The 21,469-nt window shown below is 67.8% G+C and carries 21 protein-coding genes; 5 read left to right on the forward strand and 16 right to left on the reverse strand.

The genetic code is table 11. The annotated features are described in order from the left end of the window. Positions 1-52: 52 nt before the first annotated feature. From QGN17_RS04370 to QGN17_RS04385, 4 genes are read right to left on the reverse strand one after another with little or no spacing between them, the layout of a single operon-like run. The gene (locus QGN17_RS04370) at positions 53-2,341 is read right to left on the reverse strand and encodes an ATP-dependent helicase (RefSeq protein ID WP_281043290.1); all 2,289 of its coding nucleotides are present in this window, start codon (positions 2,339-2,341) and stop codon (positions 53-55) included. A gap of 50 nt (positions 2,342-2,391) precedes the next feature. Beyond that, positions 2,392-2,931 (reverse strand): hypothetical protein, encoded by a 540-nt coding sequence (locus QGN17_RS04375; protein WP_281043291.1) that lies wholly within the window; start codon positions 2,929-2,931, stop codon positions 2,392-2,394. A 23-nt stretch (positions 2,932-2,954) separates the two neighbouring features. Then, entirely contained in the window at positions 2,955-3,494 is a 540-nt protein-coding gene (gene rsmD, locus QGN17_RS04380; protein ID WP_281043292.1) for a 16S rRNA (guanine(966)-N(2))-methyltransferase RsmD, read from the reverse strand. Continuing rightward, positions 3,491-4,693, reverse strand: coding sequence for a pseudouridine synthase (locus QGN17_RS04385; protein WP_281043293.1), 1,203 nt, complete (start codon positions 4,691-4,693; stop codon positions 3,491-3,493). The genes rsmD and QGN17_RS04385 overlap by 4 nt, the downstream gene beginning before the upstream one ends. A gap of 126 nt (positions 4,694-4,819) precedes the next feature. Here QGN17_RS04385 and QGN17_RS04390 point away from each other — a divergent pair, with 126 nt between their 5' ends. Beyond that, positions 4,820-5,218 carry a response regulator gene (locus tag QGN17_RS04390; protein ID WP_281043294.1) on the forward strand — a complete coding sequence of 133 codons (399 nt, stop codon included), beginning with the start codon at positions 4,820-4,822 and terminating at the stop codon, positions 5,216-5,218. A 53-nt stretch (positions 5,219-5,271) separates the two neighbouring features. Next, positions 5,272-6,612: an AmpG family muropeptide MFS transporter gene (locus QGN17_RS04395; RefSeq protein ID WP_281043295.1), complete on the forward strand. Its 1,341-nt coding sequence runs from the start codon at positions 5,272-5,274 to the stop codon at positions 6,610-6,612. A gap of 1 nt (position 6,613) precedes the next feature. Here QGN17_RS04395 and QGN17_RS04400 read toward each other — a convergent pair whose 3' ends face one another. The 10 genes from QGN17_RS04400 to QGN17_RS04445 all read right to left on the reverse strand — a co-directional run bounded on the left by QGN17_RS04400 (position 6,614) and on the right by QGN17_RS04445 (position 15,628). After that, on the reverse strand, positions 6,614-7,942 hold the full coding sequence (locus tag QGN17_RS04400) for a bifunctional folylpolyglutamate synthase/dihydrofolate synthase (protein ID WP_281043296.1): 1,329 nt from the start codon (positions 7,940-7,942) through the stop codon (positions 6,614-6,616). Between the two features lie 4 nt (positions 7,943-7,946). After that, complete coding sequence (accD, locus tag QGN17_RS04405) at positions 7,947-8,801, reverse strand: acetyl-CoA carboxylase, carboxyltransferase subunit beta (protein ID WP_281043297.1); 855 nt, start codon at positions 8,799-8,801, stop codon at positions 7,947-7,949. After that, a complete protein-coding gene (gene trpA, locus QGN17_RS04410; RefSeq protein ID WP_281043298.1) occupies positions 8,798-9,610 on the reverse strand; it encodes a tryptophan synthase subunit alpha in 813 nt (270 codons plus the stop codon). The genes accD and trpA overlap by 4 nt, the downstream gene beginning before the upstream one ends. Then, a complete protein-coding gene (locus QGN17_RS04415) occupies positions 9,607-9,798 on the reverse strand; it encodes a hypothetical protein (protein ID WP_281043299.1) in 192 nt (63 codons plus the stop codon). Before QGN17_RS04415 ends, trpA begins: the two co-directional genes overlap by 4 nt. After that, entirely contained in the window at positions 9,795-11,039 is a 1,245-nt protein-coding gene (gene trpB / locus QGN17_RS04420) for a tryptophan synthase subunit beta (protein WP_281043300.1), read from the reverse strand. The genes QGN17_RS04415 and trpB overlap by 4 nt, the downstream gene beginning before the upstream one ends. 97 nt (positions 11,040-11,136) lie before the next feature. Further along, the gene (locus QGN17_RS04425) at positions 11,137-11,769 is read right to left on the reverse strand and encodes a phosphoribosylanthranilate isomerase (RefSeq protein ID WP_281045138.1); all 633 of its coding nucleotides are present in this window, start codon (positions 11,767-11,769) and stop codon (positions 11,137-11,139) included. A 46-nt stretch (positions 11,770-11,815) separates the two neighbouring features. After that, positions 11,816-12,232, reverse strand: a complete 417-nt coding sequence (locus QGN17_RS04430) for a GFA family protein (protein WP_281043301.1) — start codon at positions 12,230-12,232, stop codon at positions 11,816-11,818. Beyond that, positions 12,229-12,909: an orotidine-5'-phosphate decarboxylase gene (gene pyrF / locus QGN17_RS04435; RefSeq protein WP_281043302.1), complete on the reverse strand. Its 681-nt coding sequence runs from the start codon at positions 12,907-12,909 to the stop codon at positions 12,229-12,231. The genes QGN17_RS04430 and pyrF overlap by 4 nt, the downstream gene beginning before the upstream one ends. Next, positions 12,906-13,235 (reverse strand): LapA family protein, encoded by a 330-nt coding sequence (locus QGN17_RS04440; protein ID WP_281043303.1) that lies wholly within the window; start codon positions 13,233-13,235, stop codon positions 12,906-12,908. The genes pyrF and QGN17_RS04440 overlap by 4 nt, the downstream gene beginning before the upstream one ends. A 74-nt stretch (positions 13,236-13,309) precedes the next feature. Beyond that, the gene (locus QGN17_RS04445) at positions 13,310-15,628 is read right to left on the reverse strand and encodes a patatin-like protein (RefSeq protein ID WP_281045139.1); all 2,319 of its coding nucleotides are present in this window, start codon (positions 15,626-15,628) and stop codon (positions 13,310-13,312) included. A gap of 102 nt (positions 15,629-15,730) precedes the next feature. Between QGN17_RS04445 and QGN17_RS04450 the strand changes: the two genes are divergently transcribed. Next, entirely contained in the window at positions 15,731-16,219 is a 489-nt protein-coding gene (locus QGN17_RS04450) for a DUF4142 domain-containing protein (protein WP_281043304.1), read from the forward strand. A 4-nt stretch (positions 16,220-16,223) separates the two neighbouring features. Here the strand turns inward: QGN17_RS04450 and rnd are convergent, their stop codons facing one another. Further along, on the reverse strand, positions 16,224-17,402 hold the full coding sequence (gene rnd / locus QGN17_RS04455) for a ribonuclease D (protein WP_281043305.1): 1,179 nt from the start codon (positions 17,400-17,402) through the stop codon (positions 16,224-16,226). Positions 17,403-17,495: 93 nt separating this feature from the next. Here rnd and aspS point away from each other — a divergent pair, with 93 nt between their 5' ends. Continuing rightward, positions 17,496-19,307, forward strand: coding sequence for an aspartate--tRNA ligase (aspS, locus tag QGN17_RS04460; RefSeq protein ID WP_281043306.1), 1,812 nt, complete (start codon positions 17,496-17,498; stop codon positions 19,305-19,307). 109 nt (positions 19,308-19,416) lie between these two features. Next, positions 19,417-20,202, forward strand: coding sequence for a polyphosphate kinase 2 family protein (locus QGN17_RS04465; RefSeq protein WP_281043307.1), 786 nt, complete (start codon positions 19,417-19,419; stop codon positions 20,200-20,202). A gap of 45 nt (positions 20,203-20,247) precedes the next feature. Here QGN17_RS04465 and QGN17_RS04470 read toward each other — a convergent pair whose 3' ends face one another. Beyond that, positions 20,248-21,459, reverse strand: coding sequence for a glycosyltransferase family 87 protein (locus QGN17_RS04470; protein WP_281043308.1), 1,212 nt, complete (start codon positions 21,457-21,459; stop codon positions 20,248-20,250). Positions 21,460-21,469 lie beyond the last annotated feature (10 nt).

The raw sequence follows: 21,469 nt of genomic DNA on the forward strand, positions 1-21,469 counted from the left end.
GTGCCCCCGCCACCCTCCTCGCGATCGGCCCTGCGGGGAGCGAGCGCCCAGATCATGCCGGGGTTACGAAACTGTCGAGGACATGCTTGGTCCCGCTATGTTCGAAGGCGATGGCGAGTTTGTTGCCCTCGATCCCCTCGACGATGCCGTAGCCGAACTTGGTGTGGAACACCCTCTGCCCGATCTCGATGTCGGAGCGCGGCTTGGCGGCGTAGGAGGCGGCCGACGCCTTCACCTCGACGATCCGCCCGCCATTGCCCGATCGCGCCGCCGGCTCGCCGAGCGCGGCCGCCCGCTGCCAGCCGGGGCCGCGCCCGGTGCCGCGCTCGATATGCGCGAAGGGATCGGTGCGCTCGCTCCACTGCGCGCGCCAGAGCGACTCGCCGCCCGACATGGTGGTCTCGGCCTCGACATGCTCCTCGGGCAGCTCGCCGACGAAGCGCGAGGGGATGGAGGAGGTCCACTGGCCGTAGATGCGGCGATTGGCGGCGTGGATGATCACGCAGCGCCGCCGCGCGCGGGTGATCGCGACGTAGGCGAGGCGGCGCTCCTCTTCGAGGCTCTTGGTGCCGCCTTCGTCGAGCGCGCGCTGCGAGGGGAACAGCCCTTCCTCCCAGCCGACGAGGAATACGGTGTCGAACTCCAGACCCTTGGCGGCATGGACGGTCATGATCGTCACCTTGGGCTGCCCGGCGTCGTTGGCGTCATTGTCCATGACGAGGCTGACATGTTCGAGGAAATCCCCGAGCGTGTCATATTCCTCCATCGCGCGGGCGAGTTCGGTGAGGTTCTCCAGCCGTCCGGCGCTCTCGGCCGACCGATCGGCCTGGAGCATCGCGGTGTAGCCGCTCTCGTCGAGGATCTGGCGACACAGCTCCGGATGGACGAGCGAGTTGGAGAGATCGCGCCAGCGGGCGATGTCGCCGACCAGTCTTCCCAAGGAGTTGCGCGCCGCTCCTGCCAGTTCGTTAGTGTCGCAAAGGCGCGCGGCGGCGAGCGTCAACGGCACGCCTTCGGCGCGGGCGAGGGTGTGGATCTTCGCCACCGCCTTGTCGCCGAGGCCGCGCTTTGGCGTGTTCACGATCCGCTCGAAAGCCAGGTCGTCGGCGGGCTGGTGGACCACACGGAGATAGGCGAGCGCATCCCTGATCTCGGCGCGCTCGTAGAATCGGAAGCCGCCGACGATGCGATAGGGCAGGCCGATCGCGATGAAGCGATCCTCGAACTCGCGGGTCTGGTGCTGGGCGCGCACGAGGATCGCGCAGTCGTCATAGCGGCCGCCCTGCCGGCGGTGGCTCTCGATCTCGTCGGCGACGCGGCGGGCTTCCTCGGGGCCGTCCCACACACCAACGACGGTAATCTTCTCGCCTGATTCCAGGGCTGTCCACAGCGTCTTTCCCAGGCGCTGGCCATTGTTGGCGATGACTTGCGACGCGGCGGCGAGGATGTGCGGGGTGGACCGGTAATTCTGCTCCAGCCGGATCACCTTGGCGCCGGGGAAGTCATGGTCGAAGCGCAGGATGTTCGCGACCTCCGCCCCACGCCACGAATAGATGGATTGGTCGTCGTCGCCGACGCAGCAGATGTTCTTGCGCTCCTGCGCCAGCAGCCGGAGCCACAGATATTGGGACGAGTTGGTGTCCTGATACTCGTCCACCATGATGTAGCGGAAGCGTTGCTGATAATTTTCAAGCACATCGCGGTGGGTCTTGAGGATCGTCAGCATGTGCAGCAGCAGGTCGCCGAAGTCGCAGGCATTCACCGCCTTCAGCCGCTGCTGATAGGCATCGTACAATTCTCCGCCCCGGCCGTTGGCATAGGCCTCGCTCTCCGCCGCATCGATATCGGCGGGCACCCAGCCGCGATTCTTCCAGCGATCGATCAGCCCGGCGAGCTGACGCGCGGGCCAGCGTTTCTCGTCGATGTCGGCGGCGAGGATCAGTTGCTTGAGCAGGCGCAGCTGGTCGTCGGTATCGAGGATCGTGAAGTTGCTCTGCAGGCCGACCAGCTCTGCATGGCGCCGGAGCATCTTGGCGGCGACCGAATGGAAGGTGCCGAGCCACGGCATCCCCTCCACCGCGTCGCCGACGATACGGTGTACGCGTTCCCGCATTTCGCGGGCCGCCTTGTTGGTGAAGGTGACGGCCAGGATCTCGCTCGGCCAGGCACGGCGCGTCGCGATCAGGTGGGCGAGGCGCGCGGTCAGCGCCGCCGTCTTGCCCGTGCCGGCGCCGGCCAGAACGAGTACCGGCCCCTCGGTGGTGAGCACGGCCTCGCGCTGCGGCTCGTTGAGGCCAGTTATGTAGCCGGGTTCGGAAGATGCAGGGGCCGGGTGAGTCACGCCCGAACAGGTAGGGAACGCGGGCGGTCAGGGCAACCGCCTGATCCGCTTTAGGGAACGCCGATCGTGTCTTCGGGCTGCGTCGGGTAAATCTGGAGCAGTGCGCGGGTGAGATCGGTGGCGACCGCCTCGTCGGTGCCGTTCCGCGCGCCGGTGGAGCGCACCGTGACGGCGGAGCCGCTCCACACGACGCTGTTATCGGCGCGGTTGCGGATGCGGACGTCTATTTTCGTCCGCCGCAGCGCGACGATGGCCGAATTGCCGGTGGAGAGCGGCACCACGACGCCGGTGCCCACGACTTCCGCCGGATCGCGCGGCCCCTTGCCCATGCCGGTGCCGATGTCGGCGCGGCTCAGCGTCAGGTCGACGACATAGGCGGTGTGCGCCGGGTCTTCGAGGATCGTGAAGCCCTTGCTGGTCAGCGCGTCGCGCGCGGCATCCGCGAAAATGTGGAGAGACGGGTCATAGTCCCCGTCGACGCTCGGATGCAGCGTGGTCGTGCCGCCATGGGGCGGCGGGGCCGCCGCCAGCGAAGGGGCCGCGACAAGCCCTGCGAGCGCCAGCGCGAGGCCCAGGATCAGTCTTTTCATACGCATCTCCAACACCCGGTCGCTCAGCCCAGATAACGGAGCAGCGTGACCTTCGCCTTGCCATATTGGCGCTCGGCCTCGACTTCGAAACCCTGCGGCGTCACCTCTTCGGCGCGCTCACCCTCGACGCTGGCCAGCGCGCCCGCCGCCAGCCAGCCGAGCCGGGCCAGCCGTTCCAGCGTGGGCACGCCGGCACGCATCGCATAAGGCGGGTCCATCATCATCACGTCATAGGCGCGCGGCGCCGGCCCCAGCGTGTTGACCGCCTGCGCGCGAATGTCTGGCTTCACGCCCAGCGCGGTGCAATTGGCGCGCAGGACGTCGAGCGCGGCCTTGTCCTGCTCGACGAAGGTGCACGATGCGGCACCGCGCGACAGCGCCTCCAGCCCCAGCGCGCCGGTGCCCGCGAACAGATCGATGATCGCCAGATCCTCGAAGCTGCCGAGCCGGCTCTGCAGCATCGAGAACAGTGCTTCGCGCGTGCGGTCGGCCGACGGGCGCGTCTCCATGCCTGCGGGCGCCTTGAGCGTGCGGCCGCGCCACTGGCCAGCGATGATCCTCATCGTATCGTCTTCCGGAATTCCTCAAGATCGTGCTGGCGCACCTCGACGACCTGACCCACCGGCAGATCGGCCAGCACGAACTCACCATATGCGGTGCGGATCAGGCGCGAGACCTGCAGGCCGAGATATTCGAGCACGCGCCGCACCTCGCGATTCTTGCCCTCGGTGATGCGGATCTCGATCCACACGTTGCGGCCGGTGCGTCGCTCCAGATTGGCGTCGATCGGGCCGTAGCGGATGCCGTCGATCTCAACCCCGTCGGAGAGCGACTCCAGCATCTCCTGCGTCACCTCGCCATAGGCGCGGGCGCGGTACATGCGCGGGATGCCGGTGGAGGGCAGCTCCAGCTTGCGCTTCAGCTCGCCGTCGTTGGTAAGCAGCAGCAGGCCTTCGGTATTCAGATCGAGCCGGCCCACCGGAATGACGCGCGGCAGGCCGGGCGGCAAGCGATCGTAGATGGTCGCGCGACCGGCCGGATCGAACGCGGCGGTGATCAGCCCGGTCGGCTTGTGGAACAGGAACAGGCGCGAGGCCTCGGTCGCGGCGACCGGCTGGCCGTCCACCGTCACCCCGGCGAGCGAGGTGAGGATCGTTGCGGGCGTGTCGATCACAGTGCCGTTGAGCGCGATCCGCCCCTCGGCGATCATCCGTTCGATCTCGCGGCGCGAGGCGACGCCGGCGCGGGCCAGCAGCTTGGCGATGCGCTGCGGCTCGCGGCTGGCGTGATGGGCTTCACGCGCGGCGCGGTTGCCGGCGGCGACGCTGCCGTCCTTGCGGACACGGGCGGCGGGGCGCTCGGTTCGCCTGGGTGCCGCGTCGCTTTGCGCGGGAGCGTCCTTCTTCGGGCGCGGGGCGGTGTCGCGCGCGGGGCGCGGCCGATCCGTTCTGGCGGGTTTGACGGGCGAGGCCTCTTCGCGACGGGGCGGGCGGGCGCGCTTGTTCGCCGGTGCCGGGACGGTCTCGGCAGCGGCTGCCCTGGCACGCGCAGTACGCACATCCTGACGGCCGCTGGCGACGCTGCCGTCCTTGCGGACACGGACCTGCTTCACCGCAGGCTCGGCGCCCGCTTCGGCGGCTTCCCGTGGTTCGCGGCGGACGCGCGGACGGCCGGGGCGTTTCGCCTTGGGCTTTGCCTTCGCCCAGCCCTTCTTCTTGGCGCCGGGTCGGCCATCGTCGCCGGGTCGGCGTGGCGCGCTCACTTCCTGTCTCCGCTGCTTCGGGGGTTCGGAACCGCCTTCCGCGCTTATCGATTGATGGTCAAGGGGCGCTCGTGTCGCGTGGGAGGTTGGATGTTCGGACGGGGAAGGCCAGGTGAGGAGGCGCAGTTGCGCCGCATCCTGGTGGTGGAGGACGACGCGCTCGTCGCCTTCGACAACGAATATGGCCTGAACGACGCCGGCTTTACCGTGGTCGCCACCGTCGACACCGCCGAGGATGCGGGGCAGCGCATCGCGGAGGGCGGGATCGATCTGGTGCTCGCGGACGTGAGCCTTCGTGGCGAGGGGACCGGCATCGACGTCGCCCGTCTCGCCTTCGCGGCCGGTATCCCGTTGCTGTTCGTGACCGGCCAATGCCCCGCCGAGGCGCGCGGCTTTGCCGCCGGATGCCTTGCCAAGCCCTATTCGCGCGCCGACCTGCTGGCCGCGATCCTCGCGGTCGAGGCGCGCAAGTCGGGCCGCAAGGCGCGGCGGCTGCCCAAGGCGCTCCACCTGTTCGGCGACTAGGCGCCGTCCCGATCGCCCCTTTCACATCGGCGAAGCGCCGCTAAGGTGCGCCGATGACCGACACTCCCGAGGCCACCGGCTGGCGCAGCCACCTCCCTGCATCGATCCGTCCCTATACCGAGCGGGAGACGCTGGCCGCCTTCTTCGTCGGCGTGTCGTCTGGTTTTCCTTACGCGATGCTGGGCGCGACGCTGACGACCCGGCTGGCGCAGGACGGGATCGACAAGAAATCGGTGACGGCGTTCAGCCTCGCCTTCCTCGTCTACAACTTCAAATGGCTGTGGGCTTGGGTGGTGGACGGCGTTGCGCTGCCCTTCTCGAAGCAGCTCGGCCGGCGTGTGACGTGGTTGTTGCTAGCGGGTCTGCTGGTGATCGCGGCGGTGATCAACCTCGCGCTGGTCGACCCCAAGGCGAGCCTGATGGCGACGGCGTGGGCGGCGATCCTCGTCGGCGTGGCGGGCGCGACCTTCGACATCGTGATCGACGCCTATCGGATCGAGACCTTGAAGCCCGAACAGCTCGGGCCGGGTTCTGGCATGAGCCAGTACGGCTGGCGGATCGGCGCGACGGTGGCGAGTTCGCTGGCGCTGCTCGTCGCCGCGAGATGGGACTGGCATTGGGGCTATGCGGTCTGCGCCTCGCTGGCTCTCCCGGCGATGCTGACGGGCCTGATCGTCGGCGAACCGGAGCGCCATCGCGAAGTCTCGCAGCGCAAGGGCGCGGCCGAGGTCTGGGCCTCGATCGCCGGCCCGCTGAGCGACTTCTTCCGGCGCGAGGGGGCGTGGCTGATCCTCGCCTTCATCCTCGTCCACAAGATCGGCGACACGCTGTCGCAGCTGACGGTGCGGCTGCTGTTCGTCGATCAGGGTTATTCCAACAACGAGATCGCGATCTACGATGTCGGGATCGGCTTCTGGGCGTTCCTGATCGGCATCTTCATCGGCGGCTGGCTCTACGCGAAGCTCGGCCTCAAACGATCGGTGATCTGGAGCCTGTGGGGGATGACCCTGCCCAATCTCGGATTCGCGGCGCTCGCCGCCTACGGCCACACCAATTGGGGGCTGGCCACCGCGATGGGGTTCGAAAACCTGACCAGCGGTATCGCTGGCGTGACACTCGTCGCCTATTTCTCGGCGCTGTGCGACCTGCGCTTCACCGCCGCACAATATGCGCTGATCTCGGCCGCCGCGAGCATCGTAGGCCGCTTCGTCACCGGCGGCAGTGCGGGCGCGCTGATCGAGGCGATGGGCTATGTGAACTTCTACATCCTCACCGCCGTGCTGACGCTGCCGGGGGTGGTCCTCTTCTGGTGGATGATGCGCACCGGGCTGGTCGACCGCTCGATCGGCAGCGCGGGGACCGAGGAGCCGGACGGGACGACGGCGACCGTATAGGTCAGTCCGGTAGCTGCTCGTTCTCGCGCAGCACTTCGCCCGCCAGATAGAGAGAGCCGAGGATCAGCACATAGGGCGGCTCGGTGCGGTCGGCGTGGCGGCCGATCCAGCCCAGCGCCTCGGCGACGCCCGCGGCCGGCATCGCGGTGAGGCCGACATGCTTGGCCTGCGCCGCCAGATCGGCGGGGGCGTGATGCTCGTGATCCGGCACCGGTACGGCGTGGAGCGTCGCATGGCGGCCCGCGAAGGCGCGCAGCACGCCTTGCGCATCCTTGTTGGCGAGCAGCCCCATGACCAGGTGGAGCGGCTTGCCGGCGGGCACGGCGGCACGCAGGTGGTCCGCCACCACGCGGGCCGCCGCCGGATTGTGGCCGCCATCGAGCCAGAGTTCCGAACCCCTGGGCAGCAGGTCACGCAGCGGCCCCGCGACAAGCGGTTGCATCCGCGCCGGCCACTCGGCCCAGCCCATCGCCGCGCGCATCGCCGCTTCGGGCACGGCCAGCGCCTGCTGGTGGCGAAGCATGGCGATCGCCAGCCCCGCATTCTGCGCCTGATGCGCGCCGGCGAGGCGGGGGGCGGGAAGGTCCAGCCGCCCCTCCAGATCGCGATAATGCAGCCGCCCGCGATAGGGTGCCGAATCCCAGCTGGTGCCGCGGGCTATCACCGGTGCGCCGGCCTGCTCCGCCACCTCGGCGACGGCATCGGCCATCTTGGGCGGATAACGCTGGGTGACGAGGTTGATGCTGGCCTTGGCGATGCCGGCCTTCTCGGCGGCGATCATCTCGGGCTTGTCGCCGAGGAAGGCCTGGTGGTCCATGCCGAGCTGGCAGATGCCGGTGACGGCGGGCGCCGGCAGCACGTTGGTCGCGTCGAGCCGGCCACCCAAACCGACCTCGATCACGCAGGCATCCGCGCGCACCTCGGCGAAGGCGAGGAAGGCGGCGGCGGTCGTCACCTCGAAGAAGCTCGGCTCGATACCGTCGGCGATATCGAGCACCCGGCCGAGATAGGCGGCGAGCGCCTCGTCGTCGATCAGCTGGCCGGCCAGCCGGATACGCTCGTTGAAGCGGACGAGATGCGGGCTGGTATAGACGTGGACCTTGTACCCCGCCGCTTCCAGCGCCGCGCGCAGGAAGGCGCAGGTCGATCCCTTGCCGTTGGTGCCGGCGACGTGGAAGACGGGCGGCAGCGCCTGTTCCGGGTTGCCGAGCCGCTCCAGCAGCAGCCCGATGCGCTCCAGCCCCAGGATGTCGCGGCCGGGCGACAGCGCCGCCAGCCGGTCCAGCTGGCGCTGCACCTCTGGATTTTCAGACCGCGCGTGATCCGCCATGATGTCAGGCGGCCGCCTTCTCCGGCACCAGATAGGCGATCAGCCGCGCCAGCGTCTCGCGCAGGTCCTTTCGGTGCACCACCATGTCGAGCATGCCGTGATCCAGCAGATATTCCGATCGCTGGAAGCCCTCCGGCAGCTTCTCGCGGATGGTCTGCTCGATCACGCGCTGGCCCGCGAAGCCGATCAGCGCGCCCGGCTCGGCCAGCTGGACGTCGCCCAGCATCGCGTAGCTCGCCGTCACGCCACCGGTCGTCGGGTCGGTCATCACCACGATATAGGGCAGGCCCGCCTCGTGCAGCTTCTGGATCGCTACCGTGGTCTTGGGCATCTGCATGAGGCTGAGGATGCCCTCCTGCATCCGCGCGCCGCCAGCGGCCGTGAACACGATGTACGGAGCCTTCTCGGCGATCGCCGCCTCGACACCCGCCACGAAGGCCGCGCCCACCGCGAGGCCCATCGATCCGCCCATGAAGGCAAAATCCTGCACGCCGACCACCGCCTTGCGACCCTCGATCTCGCCCTTGGCGTTGAGGAAGGCGTCCTGCTCGCCGCTGGTCGTGCGCGCGGCCTTGAGGCGCGCCGCATAGGTCTTGGTGTCGCGGAACTTCAGCGGATCCTCGCGCACGGTCGGCGCGGGCAGCGGCGTGTGGACGCCGCTGTCGAAGATCGTGTCGAAGCGCTTGGCAGCACCAATGCGGCCGTGATGGTCGCACTTCGGGCAGACATTCTGGTTTTCCTCATATTCCTTGAGGAAGGTCATCGCGCCGCATTGCGGACATTTGTGCCAGAGATTCTCCGGCGTGTCGCGCTTGACGACGAAGGGGATGGCGTTGCGGACCCGGTCGATCCAGCTCATGCTTCTACTCCTACGCGGGCGGTCCGTACCGCGTCCGCCAATTGTGATACCAGCGCACGCGCCGGTTCGGGATCGCCGCCGGCCTTGGCGAGCGCATCGACGATCGCCGACCCGACCACCACGCCATCCGCCACCCGCGCGATCGCGGCGGCCTGTTCCGGCGTGCGGACCCCGAAGCCCACCGCGATCGGCAGATCGGTGCCGGCGCGCAGCTTGGCGACGGCGGCCTCGATGCTGTCGGTCGCGGCCTGCTGCAGCCCGGTGATCCCGGCGACCGAGACATAATATAGGAAACCCGATGCGCCCTCCAGCACCGCTGGCAGCCGCGCGGCATCGGTGGTGGGGGTGGCGAGGCGGACGAGATCGACGCCCTTCGCGCGGAGCGCCGGGCCGAGCACGGCATCCTCCTCGGCGGGCACATCGACGCAGATCACGCCGTCAATACCTGCGTGCTCAAGGGCTTGCGCGAACCAGCTCGCACCCCGGATGAGCATCGGATTGGCATAGCCCATCAGCACCAGTGGCACGTCGGGATGCTTCGCGCGGAAACCCCTGGCGATGGCGAGCACGTCGGCGGTCTTCGTGCCGGCGCCGAGCGCGCGGATGTTCGCCTCCTGGATCGCGGGGCCGTCGGCCATCGGATCGGTGAAGGGCATCCCGAGCTCGATCACGTCCGCCCCGGCCTCGGCGATCATGTCGAGGATCGCGGGCGTGTGCGCGGGCGAGGGATCGCCGGCAGTGACGAACGCGACCAGCGCTGCGCGGTCGTCGGCGCGCAGGCGGGCGAAGGTGGTGGCGAGGCGGCTCATCGTTTTGCTCTTTTCTGGCGCCGTGTTTCCATGCCGACGCAGCAGACAGTCAGGATCAACCAGACCAGCGCCATCTGCCAATCCAAATGCCAGGGCTTATGCCAGAACACATGGCTCTGAATCTGGCTGAGCAGAATCAGCAAGCCGGTAAAGAGGGCGGCGCCGCACCACAGCTTGGGCCGGCTCATATCTTCACCCCCATCTCGTCCGCGACGGTGAAGATGTCCTTGTCGCCGCGGCCGGAGAGGTTGAGGACGACGATCTGGTTCTCGTCCATCTCCCGTGCCTTGCGGACGATTCCTGCGATGGCGTGCGCGCTTTCCAGCGCCGGAATGATGCCCTCCGCGCGGCAGCAGAGCTGGAAGGCGTCCATCGCTTGCGCGTCGGTGATGCCTTCGTACTTCACGCGGCCGATCTCGTGCAGCCAGCTATGCTCGGGGCCGATGCCGGGATAGTCGAGCCCCGCCGAGATCGAATGCGCCTCGGTGATCTGGCCGTCCTCGTCCTGCAACAGATAGGTGCGGTTGCCGTGGAGGATACCGGGCTGGCCGCCGTTGAGGCTGGCGGCATGCTTGTCGGTGTCCATGCCGTGCCCCGCCGCCTCGATGCCGAGCATCGCGACACCGTCATCGTCGAGGAAGGGGTGGAAGAGGCCGATCGCGTTCGATCCGCCGCCCACCGCCGCGACCAGCAGATCGGGCAGCCGGCCTTCCGCCTCCAATATCTGTTGCTTGGCCTCGATCCCTATCACCGACTGGAAATCGCGGACCAGCTCCGGATAGGGATGCGGGCCGGCTGCAGTGCCGATGATGTAGAAGGTGTCGTGGACGTTCGCGACCCAGTCGCGCAGCGCCTCGTTCATCGCGTCCTTGAGCGTCTGCGCGCCCGACGTGACCGGCCGCACCTCGGCACCGAGCAGCTTCATGCGGAACACGTTGGGCTGCTGGCGGGCGACGTCCACCGCGCCCATGAAGATCGTGCAGGGCAGGCCGAAGCGCGCCGCGACCGTCGCGGTGGCGACGCCGTGCTGGCCGGCGCCGGTCTCGGCGATGATCCGCGTCTTGCCCATGCGCAAGGCGAGCAGGATCTGGCCGATGCAATTGTTGATCTTGTGCGCGCCGGTGTGGTTCAGATCCTCGCGCTTGAAGTAGATCTTTGGGCCCTTGCCGGCGGGCGCGTCCTTGCGGAGCGCCTTGGTCAGCCCTTCCGCATAATAAAGCGGCGAGGGGCGGCCGACGAAATGCTTGAGCAGGCCGTCCAGCTCGGCCTTGAAGCCGTCATCCGCCTGCGCCGCGCGATATTCGCGCTCGAGATCGAGGATCAGCGGCATCAGCGTCTCGGCGACGTAGCGACCGCCGAATTCACCGAAATGGCCGTCGGTGTCGGGCTGTGCGCGCAGCGAATTGGGCAATGTCAGGGCGTCGGTCATGTCTCAAGTCTTCCGGATAAGGGTGGGCGTCCGCTTCGTCGTGGGAGAAGCGATCAGCGCCATCGTGCTCCGGCGCACCCGGTGAGAACGGCCCGTTTCAACATGCGGATACCGCTTTGCAGAAGGCGGCGATCTTGTCCACATCCTTGACGCCCGGCGCGCTTTCCACGCCCGAGGACACGTCGACCAGCCGCGCGGCGGTAATGCCGATGGCTTCAGCGACGTTCGCTGCGTCGAGTCCGCCGGACAGTGCCCAGGGCAACGGGTGCTGAAAGCCGTCGAGCAGCTTCCAGTCGAAACGCAGCCCCATGCCGCCGGGCAGCGTGCCTTTCGGCGTTTTGGCATCGTAGAGGATGCGATCCGCGACCCCGCGATAGGCGCGCGCGGCGTCGAGATCGGCACGGGTCCGTACCGGCACCGCCTTCCACACTTCAACACCGAGCCGCGCCTTCACCGCCGCGACGCGCTCCGCCGTCTCCTCGCCGTGGAGTTGCACGCCGGTGAGGCGCGCCGCCGTCACGGCGTGGGTTAGCAGCGCGTCATCGGGATCGACGAACACCCCGATCCGCCCGAGATGGCCCGGCGTTGCCAGCTGTCCGGCGCGTTCCGGCACGATGTCGCGCGGGCTTTTCGGGAAGAAGACGAAGCCGACATGACTCGCCCCGCCCCCGATCGCGGCATCGACGGTTTCGGGCGTGGAAAGCCCGCATATCTTGGCGGAAACTGGCATGATGGGCGGCATATAGGCACGGAAAGGCGCCACGCCCAGCGCGAAGCTAGCGCGGCTCGAACCGTAGCACGCCCGCTAGCCGTGCCTCGCCGCCATGATCATTGGGGTGGCGCTCCCCGTCGAGCACCGGCACTTCCGCGAAATCGAACGGACTGACGCCATCGAGGCACGCGACGTTGACGCCATATTCGTTGGGGTTCGATCGGCGCTGGTGGTGCGTGTAGATGCCGCAGACCGAGCAGAAGAAATGCTCCGCCGTGCCGGTGTTGAAGCGATAGCTGGTGAGCTTGTCCGCACCCGCGATGATGGTCACGCCGCCCATCTTGGCGGACACAGCAACGGCGCCGCGGCGTCGGCAAAGGGAGCAGGTGCAACGGCGGATCGTGGTGAAGCCGTCCGTCAACTCCGCCTCGAACCGCACCGCGCCGCAGTGGCAACCGCCCTGCATCGCGGATGACGTCAAAGCGTCGCCTCAATCGCGCGGGCGGCGATGTCGGGATCCTCGGCCTTGGTGATCGGGCGGCCGATGACCAGCACGGAGGCGCCGTGATCGAGCGCCTGGCGCGGCGTCACCACGCGCTTCTGGTCGCCGACCACGCCATCCGCAGGCCGCACGCCGGGGACGACGAAGAAGCCGCCCGGCCAGAGCTTCTTGGCGGCCTTCACCTCCGCGCCCGAGCAGACCACACCGTCCAGCCCCGCCTCGCGGGCGAGTTCGGTCAGGCGCGTCACCTGATCGTGCGCGTTGCCGCGGAAGCCGACGGCGTCGATGTCGCTCTCGTCCAGCGAGGTCAGCATCGTCACGCCCACTACCTTGGTACCGAGCGGCGCGGCCGCCTTGGCATCCTCCATCATCGCGCGGCCGCCCGAGGCGTGGACCGTGACGATCGCCGGCTCCAGCGTGGCGAGCGAGTGCATCGCCTTGCCGACCGTGTTGGGGATGTCGTGCAGCTTGAGATCGAGGAAGATCGGCAGGCCGAGCGCCGCCATCTCGCGCACACCGGGGCGGCCGTTGGCGGCGAAGAATTCGAGGCCGAGCTTGATGCCGCCGACATGGTGGCGAACCTTGGCGGCGATCGCCTTGGCATGTTCGATCTCTGGCGTGTCGAGCGCGACGAAGATGGGAGAACGGTGGGTCATGGCGCCTTGTCTGGGATCGGGGCGGGCGGCTCGATGATCGAGCCGGGCGCCGGCGTCAAGGCCGGGGCGGGATCGACACCGCGTATGTCGGCCAGTGCGCGCTCGTGACTTTCGATCCGGCGCTGCAGTCGCCAGCGCGAGGCGCGGTGCCAGCCGAAGGTCGGCAGGAAGCCGATCAGGAAAGCGCCGAACACCAGGATCGGCAGCTTGATCTCGAGGATCAGCCCGCCCCACAGCATCACCTTGACAGGCTGCCAGTTGTTCATCGCGAACACCACCGCGACGATCGCGAGCACTACCCAGAACAGGGTCTTGAGAAACTGCATGGTGCCGAGACTATGCGGGATCGTTGCGGGAAGCGAGTCTCTTGGCCCACCCTTTCAAGGGAGGGGCCGAAAGCTCACCCGACCTCGCGCTCCAGCGCATCGAACAATTCGGGCACATGCTTCAACCGGTCCCGCTCTTCGGCAAGGATGGCGCGGAACAGCTCGCGCTTCATGCCGGCGATCGCGCCGGGGCGGAGCGTGCGGCCGGCGGGCATGGTGGAGGCGACGATGTCGATCAGCCGGTCTGCGCCGTGGAGGCGGCCCCAAAGGTAGTCGTTCTCGCGATAGGCGCGGCTGAAGAAGGCGCCGAAGCTGTTGAACTGGATGCCCTTGAGCGTCGCCTCGGCGCCGCCCGAGCGGATCGCGCGGGCATCCTCCGGCGCGATGCGATCGACCTTCACCGGATCGAACTCGTCCAGCCCTTCACCTTGCAGCAGCGGCAGGATGGCGATGTCGTAGAAGGGGAAGCCGAGATAGGCGAGCAGCATCCGCCGCCGCGCATCGCCCTTGGGCAAGGCGGTGAAGGCCGTGGCGAGCCGCACGTCGGCGGCATCGTCGAGAGCGGCGAGGCCGCGCGTCTGCGCCACCCAATCGAGCGCGGCGCCGGTCTGCTCGACCGCTATGCGCGCAGCGGCGCGCGACGGCTCATCGAAGAAATCGTCCGATTGCCGGTCGAGATAGGGCGTGAGCGCGTCGAACAGCCCTTCGCGCATCGTCTGCGCGGCTTCGCGCGGCACCTCGCCCGCCTGCTCCATCGCCTCGATCCGGCGGGCGAGGAAGCGCAGGCGGCGGATGCGGAACCGCAGATCGTGGCGGCGGAAGAACAGCACCGCCGCGTCGGAGGCGCCATTAGCGGACAGCGCGTGCATGTCGCGCAGGCCCTGTTCGGAGACGTAGCCGGCGATCGCGTCGCGATAGGCCGGCAGCGAGGGTCGGTGCGCCGGGCCGGCGAGCGAGTGGAGCAGGATCGCCAACTCCTCCGACACGCTGTTGAGCTTGAGGTGGCCGTAGGAGGCGAAGGCGTAGCCCGCACCCTTGGTGGCCCGCTCGTGCGCCTTGGCGCGCCAGCTCACCAGCCGCGCGGGCGTCGGCGAATCGAGGAAGAAGGTGGAACCGAGCGCGTCTTCCACCGCCGCCTCCACCTCGGGACGAATCGCGTCGGTCAGGCTGCGCATCCGCTCGATCCGCTGCGACCGGGCCTCGATCGATTCGAGATTGTCGCGGATCGGCTGTTCGCGCGGAATGTCGGACATCGCGCCGAAGATCGTCTGGAAGAATCCCGGCAATTCGGCCGCGCCGCCAGACAGGCGGAAGCTGCGCTTGCCCGGATGCGGATCGATATAGACGAAGCGGCGATCGACCTCGCGCCGCGCCGGCCGGTTACGCAGCGCGTTGACGGCGGGGCGGAAGGGCGCGTTGGCGAGCACCGATCCGTCGATGAGAGCCGCTGATTCGACATGGCTGGCGGCATGGTGGCGGGGAAGGGCGCGGGCGAGGAAGTCGTCGCGGCCGGGCCATTCGCGCTCGCGTTCGGCCAGCACCGCGTCCAGTTCGCCGACATGGAAGGGTGGAAAGGCGCCGGGGAAGCTGGCCGTCGCGCGCGCCGCGAAGGCCAGCTCGGCCGGGTCCGCGATGGTGCGCACGCCGTCCGCGTCGGGCAAGCCGCGATCGGTGAAGCCCAATGTCAGGCGATGTTCGGTCTCCATCACCTCGTCGGGCGAATGGAGCTTCAGCCGCTCGGGGTGGCCGTGAAAATCGGTGACCGTCACCATCAGGTCGAGCGGCTGGCCATCGGGCAGCAGCGGCGGGCCGCCGGGGCCGGTCGCCATCGCGTCGAGCGCGTCGAGGATCAAAGCGGTGAAGCCCGCGCCGGCGAAGGGCGGCTCGAACCAGCGACCGCGCACGAAGGCACCCAGTTTCGAGCGGACCTCGGCACGGGCGGCGGGTTCGACCGTCTCCTCCAGCCCCGACTGGCGGCTCGCCCACGCCCAGGCGATCGGCGTGGCCCACAGCTTGGAGAAACGGTTGCCGGCTTTGGCCTCGGGATCGACCAGTTGCTCGACATCGGCATTTTCCAGCCAGAGCTTCGTCAGCGGCTCCAGCGTCTGTCCGCGCGAGATCGCCTGCGCGAGGAAGATGCCGTTCAGCCCCCCCGCGCTCGCGCCCGCGATGATGTCGACCAGCACGCGCAGGTGGACGTCGCCTTCCTGCGCCATGCATTCCAGCAGGCGGCGGTAGACGGCCTCGCTCTCGGTCTCGCACTCGTCGCCGGCCACATACGCGCGGCTGGCACGGGCGAGATGCCAGATCTCCTTGGTGATGCCGTGCATATACACGGCGAGGCTGATTCCGCCGTAGCAGACCAGCGCCAGCCTCAGTTCCTTCTCCCGCATATTGGGGCCAGAGGTGGCATGGCGGCGTCGGGGCGGCAAGGGGCGGCATCGCTTTCATGCGTGATGCGTTCTAGGATGGCGTCCGGGGGCAGGAGACAGCCGATGCGTATCCGCACCCCGATGGGAATCCTTTTCGCAATCGCTCTGTCGATACCGGCATGGGCAGCAGCGCCGATGTCCGGCCGCGATTTCGTCGCAAAGGCCGGCGCCGGCGACATGTGGGAGCTGAAGGAGGCGGCGATGATGACGACCTCCACCAACAGCGACGTTGCCGCCTTCGCGAAGCAGATGACCACCGACCACACGCAGAGCACCGCGATGGTGAAGGCGGCAGCCAAGGCGGATGGCGTGGCGGTGACGCCGGTGATGTCGCCGAAGCAGCAGGCCGATCTCGCGGCGCTTTCCGCCTCGAAGGGCGCGGCGCGCGACAGCCTCTACATCACCCAGCAGAAGGCCGCGCACGCCGATGCGCTGGCGCTGATGCAGGGCTATGCGGCGTCGGGCAGGGCGCCACACCTCAAGGCCGCCGCCGCGAAGATCGCGCCGGTGGTGCAGGGGCACATCGACATGCTGGGCAAGCTGGCGCTGTAGCGCCTCAGCCCTCGGCGTCGTCCAGCCGGGTCATCTTGAGCTTGCCGTTCTGCACGGCGAAACCCATGCGCCCCTCGACCAGATCGAGCGCGTCGCGGCCGAACTGTTCGTAGCGCCAGCCTTCGAGGATCGAGAGGCCGTCGCGCCGCCCCGCCGCCAGCGCTTCCAGATCGTCCGAACGCGCGATCAGCCGGGGCGCGACGTCGGTTTCCTTGGCGCGGATCTTGAGCAGCAGCTTGAGCAGGTCCGCCACCAGCGCGCCATCCTTGCCGAGGCCGGGCTTGCGATCCTCGCGCGCCGGCATCTCGTCGTCGGGCAGGTTGGTCGCCGCCTCCAGCGCGCCCATCAGCCGCGCGCCGATGTCGTTGCCGGCCCAGCTTTGCGAGAGGCCGCGCACCTTGGCGAGATCCTTCTGTTCGCGCGGCGGGTGGCTGGCGATGTCGGCCAGCGTCTCGTCCTTCATGATGCGGCCGCGCGGCAGATCCTTGCCCTGCGCCTCGCGCTCGCGCCATGCCGCCAGAGCCTTGAGGCGACCCAGCACCTCCGGGCGGCGGCTCGGCACCTTGACGCGGTGCCATGCCTGATCGGGTTCGTTGACGTAGTTGGCCGGATCGCCCAGCCGCTCCATCTCCTGATCCAGCCACGCGCCGCGCCCGGTGCGCTTCAGCTTGTCGAGCAGCTTGGGGAAGATCTTCACCAGATGCGTGACGTCACCGATCGCATAGTCGATCTGGCGCTTGTCGAGCGGGCGGCGTGCCCAGTCGGTGAAGCGCGCGCCCTTGTCCAGCTTGATGCCCGTCCAGCTCTCGACGAGGTTGGAATAGCCGACCTGCTCGCCCATCCCCAGCGCCATCGCCGCGATCTGCGTGTCGAACAGCGGGAAGGGCGTCTTGCCGGTCAGGTTGTGGACGATCTCGAGATCCTGCCCGCCGGCGTGAAAGACCTTCAGCACCTCGTCATTGTTGACCATCAGGTCGAGCAATGGCGTCATGTCGATGCCCGGCGCCTTCGGATCGATCGCGGCGGCCTCGTTCGAATCTGCGATCTGGATCAGGCACAGCTCCGGCCAGTAGCTGTTCTCGCGCATGAACTCGGTATCCACGGCCACATAGGGGCTGTTGGCGAGGCGGCTGCAAAGGTCGGCAAGGGTATCACTGTCTGTGACAAGCGGATGAATAAGCATGAACCTTCCATAAACAGACCGCCGCGCCTTGACAAAGAGGGCTTGGCGCCGGAAGCGCACGGCCTTTCATTATTCAGACGGACCGTATCTCCGATGCACGCCTATCGCACCCACACCTGCGCCCAGCTTCGTGCCAGCGACGTCGGGCAGAATGTCCGTCTTTCCGGCTGGGTGCACCGCGTTCGAGATCATGGCGGCGTGCTGTTCGTCGATCTGCGCGATCATTACGGCCTCGTCCAGATCGTCGCGGATTCGGATTCGGAGGCGCTGCGCGCGCTGGAGACGGTGCGCGCCGAGAGCGTGATCACCATCGACGGCGTGGTCGAGGCGCGCGCCAAGGAAGCGGTGAACCCCAACCTCGCCACCGGCGAGATCGAGGTGCGCGCGAAGAGCGTAACGATCCTCTCCGCCGCCGCCGAGCTGCCGCTGCCGGTCGCGGGCGAGCAGGAATATCCCGAGGACGTGCGCCTGCGCTACCGCTTCCTCGATCTGCGCCGGGAGACGCTGCACGCCAACATCGTGACGCGCACCAGGATCATCCGCGACATGCGCCGCCGCATGGAAGATGCCGGCTTCACCGAATATTCGACGCCGATCCTCACCGCCTCCTCGCCCGAGGGCGCGCGCGACTTCCTGGTGCCGAGCCGCATCCACGAGGGCAAGTTCTACGCGCTGCCGCAGGCGCCGCAGCAGTATAAGCAGCTGCTGATGGTTGCGGGCTTCGATCGCTATTTCCAGATCGCGCCCTGCTTCCGCGACGAGGATCCGCGCGCCGATCGCCTGCCGGGCGAATTCTACCAGCTCGATCTGGAGATGAGCTTCGTCACGCAGGAAGACGTGTGGAACACGATGGAGCCGGTGATCGCCGGCGTGTTCGAGCAGTTCGCGGAAGGAAAACCGGTGACGCCCTCGGGCAGCTTCCCGCGCATCCCCTATAGCGAGGCGATCCTGAAATACGGGTCCGACAAGCCGGATCTGCGCAACCCGATCGAGATCGTAGACGTCACCGATCATTTTCATGGCTCGGGCTTCGGGATCTTCGCCTCGCTGGTCGCGGGCGGCAGCGTGATCCGTGCGATCCCGGCGCCGGGCGCGGGGGCGGGCAGCCGCAAGTTCTTCGACGACATGAACAATTGGGCGCGCGGCGAGGGCTATTCGGGCCTCGGCTACATCAACATCAAGGATGGCGTCCCCGGCGGCCCGATCGCCAAGAACCATGGCGAGGAGGCGACCGCCAAGCTGATCGCGGCGCTCGGCCTCGGCCCGAACGACGGCGTGTTCTTCGCGGCCGGCACCCCGGCGGCGGCGGCCAAGCTCGCCGGCCTCGCGCGCACCCGTGCCGCCGAACAGCTCGACCTGATCGACAAGGATCGGTTCGCGCTCTGCTGGATCGTCGACTTCCCCTTCTACGAGTGGGACGAAGACGAGAAGAAGGTCGAGTTCGCGCACAACCCCTTCTCGATGCCGCAGGGCGGGCTGGAGGCGCTGAACGGGCAGGATCCGCTGTCGCTCAAGGCCTTCCAGTACGACATGGTCTGCAACGGCTACGAGATCGCCTCCGGATCGATCCGCAACCAGTCGCCCGAGACGATGGTCAAGGCGTTCGAGCTGGTCGGGCTGTCGAAGGCGGACGTCGAGGAGCGTTTCGGCGGCCTCTACCGTGCCTTCCAGTACGGCGCGCCACCGCATGGCGGCATGGCGGCGGGCGTCGATCGCATTGTGATGCTGCTGTGCGGCGCGCAGAACCTCCGCGAGATCACGCTGTTCCCGATGAACCAGAAGGCCGAGGATCTGCTGATGGGCGCGCCGTCGCCCGCCGGCATCAAGCAGCTGCGTGAACTCCACATCCGCACGCTGGAAGCGCAGAAGGATCTTCCCAAGATCGTGGAACCGCACAAGGGCTGAAGGTCTTTTCCTCCTCGGCCGTAACGAACGAGGAGACTGTGCCGTGGTGGGACGCACCCCGCGTTACCCTATCTCGCAAGCGGGCAAGCGGTCGCCTAGCTCCAAGAGCATGGCGATCCGCTTGGCCGACTATGAGAAAGACACGAAGCTGGACGGCGACTATGCCGAGCAGCTCGCCGCCGTGCAGGCGCGTCTCGAGCAGATCCAGGTCGCGCACATCGTCCACAAGCGGCGTGCGATCATCATGTTCGAGGGGTGGGACGCGGCCGGCAAGGGCGGCACCATCCAGCGGCTAACCTCGGGCTGGGACCCGCGCTATTTCGAGGTCTGGCCGATCAAGGCGCCGACCCCGCCCGAACTCGCGCGCCACTTCCTCTGGCGCTTCTGGACCAAGCTGCCGCCCGACGGGCACATCAACATCTTCGATCGCAGCTGGTACGGCCGCGTGCTGGTCGAGCGCGTCGAGGGTTTCGCCTCCGAGAAGGAATGGCGCCGCGCCTATGACGAGATCAACGAGTTCGAGGCGCAGCAGAAGGATAGCGGTACGCCGGTGATCAAGATCTTCCTGCACACCACGCAGGAGGAGCAGGACAAGCGGCTGAAGGCCCGGCTGGAGCATCCCTGGAAGCGCTGGAAGCTGGCCGCCGACGATTTCCGCAACCGCGACAAGCGCGATCACTATCTCGCGGCGATGGAGGATATGTTCGATCGCACCGACACGCGCTGGGCGCCGTGGAAGGTGATCGACGCCAACCACAAGAAATATGCCCGCATCGCCGCGCTGACCCACATCGCCGACGTGCTGGAGAAAGCGGTGCCGATGAAGCCGCCGGCGGCCGATCCGGAGGTCGCGAAGCTCGCCAAGGAGCATTTCGGGATCGATGTAGAGGGGTGAGGTCGTTCCCCTCCCTGAAAGGGAGGGGTTAGGGGTGGGTTTGTCTCAGGATACGGAGACGCCCACCGCCGGCCAACCCACCCCCGGCCCCTCCCTTTCAGGGAGAGGAGAAAAAAGACCCTCCGCCCGCATCTGCACCACCAGAGCGACAAGCAGGATCCCCGGTACCAGCGGGATGCCTGCCATCGCCAGCAGGATGCAGCCCTGCGGCACGAGGAATCCCGCCCCCAGCGCGGCACGCTCCCAGCCGGTCATCGCATCCCAGCGGCGATGCAGCGTCAGTATCATGCCGAGCGTGGCCACCGTCATGTCGTAATCGAAGGCATAGGGCAGGACGAGGAAGGTCGCCGTCGCCGCCGGGAAGCAGAGGCTCGCCAGTGGCACGCCCGGCTTGGCGGCGCGCCACAGCAGGACGACCGCCGTCACCGCCGTCGCCACCTGTGCCATGCCGGCCAGCGGCATGGTCAGCGCGTGCTGGCGCATGGTGACCATCGTGCTCGTCATCATCGTCTGGAAGAACTGGCCGCCCATGCCCATCGTCGAGACTTCGAGCGTAGCGGTCGTGTGGACATAGGTGCGCCACAGATCCGGTCCGAAGGCGATGAGACTCGCCACGCCGATCACTCCCACGCCGGCACCCGAGACGAGCATCGTCGTCCATCGCATACGGCGCAGCAGCAGCAGAGGAATGAGCAACGCGACGTGCGGCTTCACCGCCATCAGCGCGGTGGTGATGCCGGCGCGCTTCGGCTTCACATCGAAATCGCGGAACGCCAGCAGCCACAGCGCCCCCATCAGGAAGCCGAAATGCCCCGCCCACAGGTTGATCGTCGCGGCGGGCGTGGCGAGCGCCAGCCAGGCGGGCAGTCCCGCCTCGCGCATGTACGGTCGCGCGGCGAAGAAGAACAAGGCTGCCCCGCCGATCGTCCACAGCGCATAGGCCAGCGCATAAGGCAGCGCCCCGAACGGCACGTCGAGCAGCAGCGAGGTGGGCGGATAGGAATAGATGTGCAGCGCCAGCGGGCCGAAATTTGCCTGCAGGAAATCGTGATAGCGGCCTAGGTCGTAGAGCGCGTCGAGCCTGCCCTCGATCGCCAGTCGCCCGCCGGCCCAGAGGTTCAGGAAATCACGCCCCCACATCACATTGTCGCCGACACGGAAACCGTGAAGCTGGGAGATATCGATAGCGAATAGGCCGATCATCAGCAGATTGCCGACGATCCATAGATAGCGCTCGGTGACCTGCTGAAGCCGCATCCTGCCGCCC

Source organism: Sphingomonas oryzagri, from assembly GCF_029906645.1.
GTDB lineage: Bacteria > Pseudomonadota > Alphaproteobacteria > Sphingomonadales > Sphingomonadaceae > Solisphingomonas > Solisphingomonas oryzagri.

Coding starts and splice junctions, on each gene's coding strand:
- aspS (WP_281043306.1), top strand. CDS start 17,496: ATGCACGCCTATCGCACCCACACCTGCGCCCAGCTTCGTGCCAGCGAC.
- QGN17_RS04395 (WP_281043295.1), top strand. CDS start 5,272: ATGACCGACACTCCCGAGGCCACCGGCTGGCGCAGCCACCTCCCTGCA.
- trpB (WP_281043300.1), bottom strand. CDS start 11,039: ATGACCGACGCCCTGACATTGCCCAATTCGCTGCGCGCACAGCCCGAC.
- QGN17_RS04400 (WP_281043296.1), bottom strand. CDS start 7,942: ATGGCGGATCACGCGCGGTCTGAAAATCCAGAGGTGCAGCGCCAGCTG.
- pyrF (WP_281043302.1), bottom strand. CDS start 12,909: ATGACCCACCGTTCTCCCATCTTCGTCGCGCTCGACACGCCAGAGATC.
- QGN17_RS04425 (WP_281045138.1), bottom strand. CDS start 11,769: ATGCCAGTTTCCGCCAAGATATGCGGGCTTTCCACGCCCGAAACCGTC.
- QGN17_RS04375 (WP_281043291.1), bottom strand. CDS start 2,931: ATGAAAAGACTGATCCTGGGCCTCGCGCTGGCGCTCGCAGGGCTTGTC.
- rnd (WP_281043305.1), bottom strand. CDS start 17,402: ATGCTTATTCATCCGCTTGTCACAGACAGTGATACCCTTGCCGACCTT.
- QGN17_RS04445 (WP_281045139.1), bottom strand. CDS start 15,628: ATGCGGGAGAAGGAACTGAGGCTGGCGCTGGTCTGCTACGGCGGAATC.
- accD (WP_281043297.1), bottom strand. CDS start 8,801: ATGAGCTGGATCGACCGGGTCCGCAACGCCATCCCCTTCGTCGTCAAG.
- trpA (WP_281043298.1), bottom strand. CDS start 9,610: ATGAGCCGCCTCGCCACCACCTTCGCCCGCCTGCGCGCCGACGACCGC.
- QGN17_RS04470 (WP_281043308.1), bottom strand. CDS start 21,459: ATGCGGCTTCAGCAGGTCACCGAGCGCTATCTATGGATCGTCGGCAAT.
- rsmD (WP_281043292.1), bottom strand. CDS start 3,494: ATGAGGATCATCGCTGGCCAGTGGCGCGGCCGCACGCTCAAGGCGCCC.
- QGN17_RS04415 (WP_281043299.1), bottom strand. CDS start 9,798: ATGAGCCGGCCCAAGCTGTGGTGCGGCGCCGCCCTCTTTACCGGCTTG.
- QGN17_RS04465 (WP_281043307.1), top strand. CDS start 19,417: ATGGCGATCCGCTTGGCCGACTATGAGAAAGACACGAAGCTGGACGGC.
- QGN17_RS04450 (WP_281043304.1), top strand. CDS start 15,731: ATGCGTATCCGCACCCCGATGGGAATCCTTTTCGCAATCGCTCTGTCG.
- QGN17_RS04440 (WP_281043303.1), bottom strand. CDS start 13,235: ATGCAGTTTCTCAAGACCCTGTTCTGGGTAGTGCTCGCGATCGTCGCG.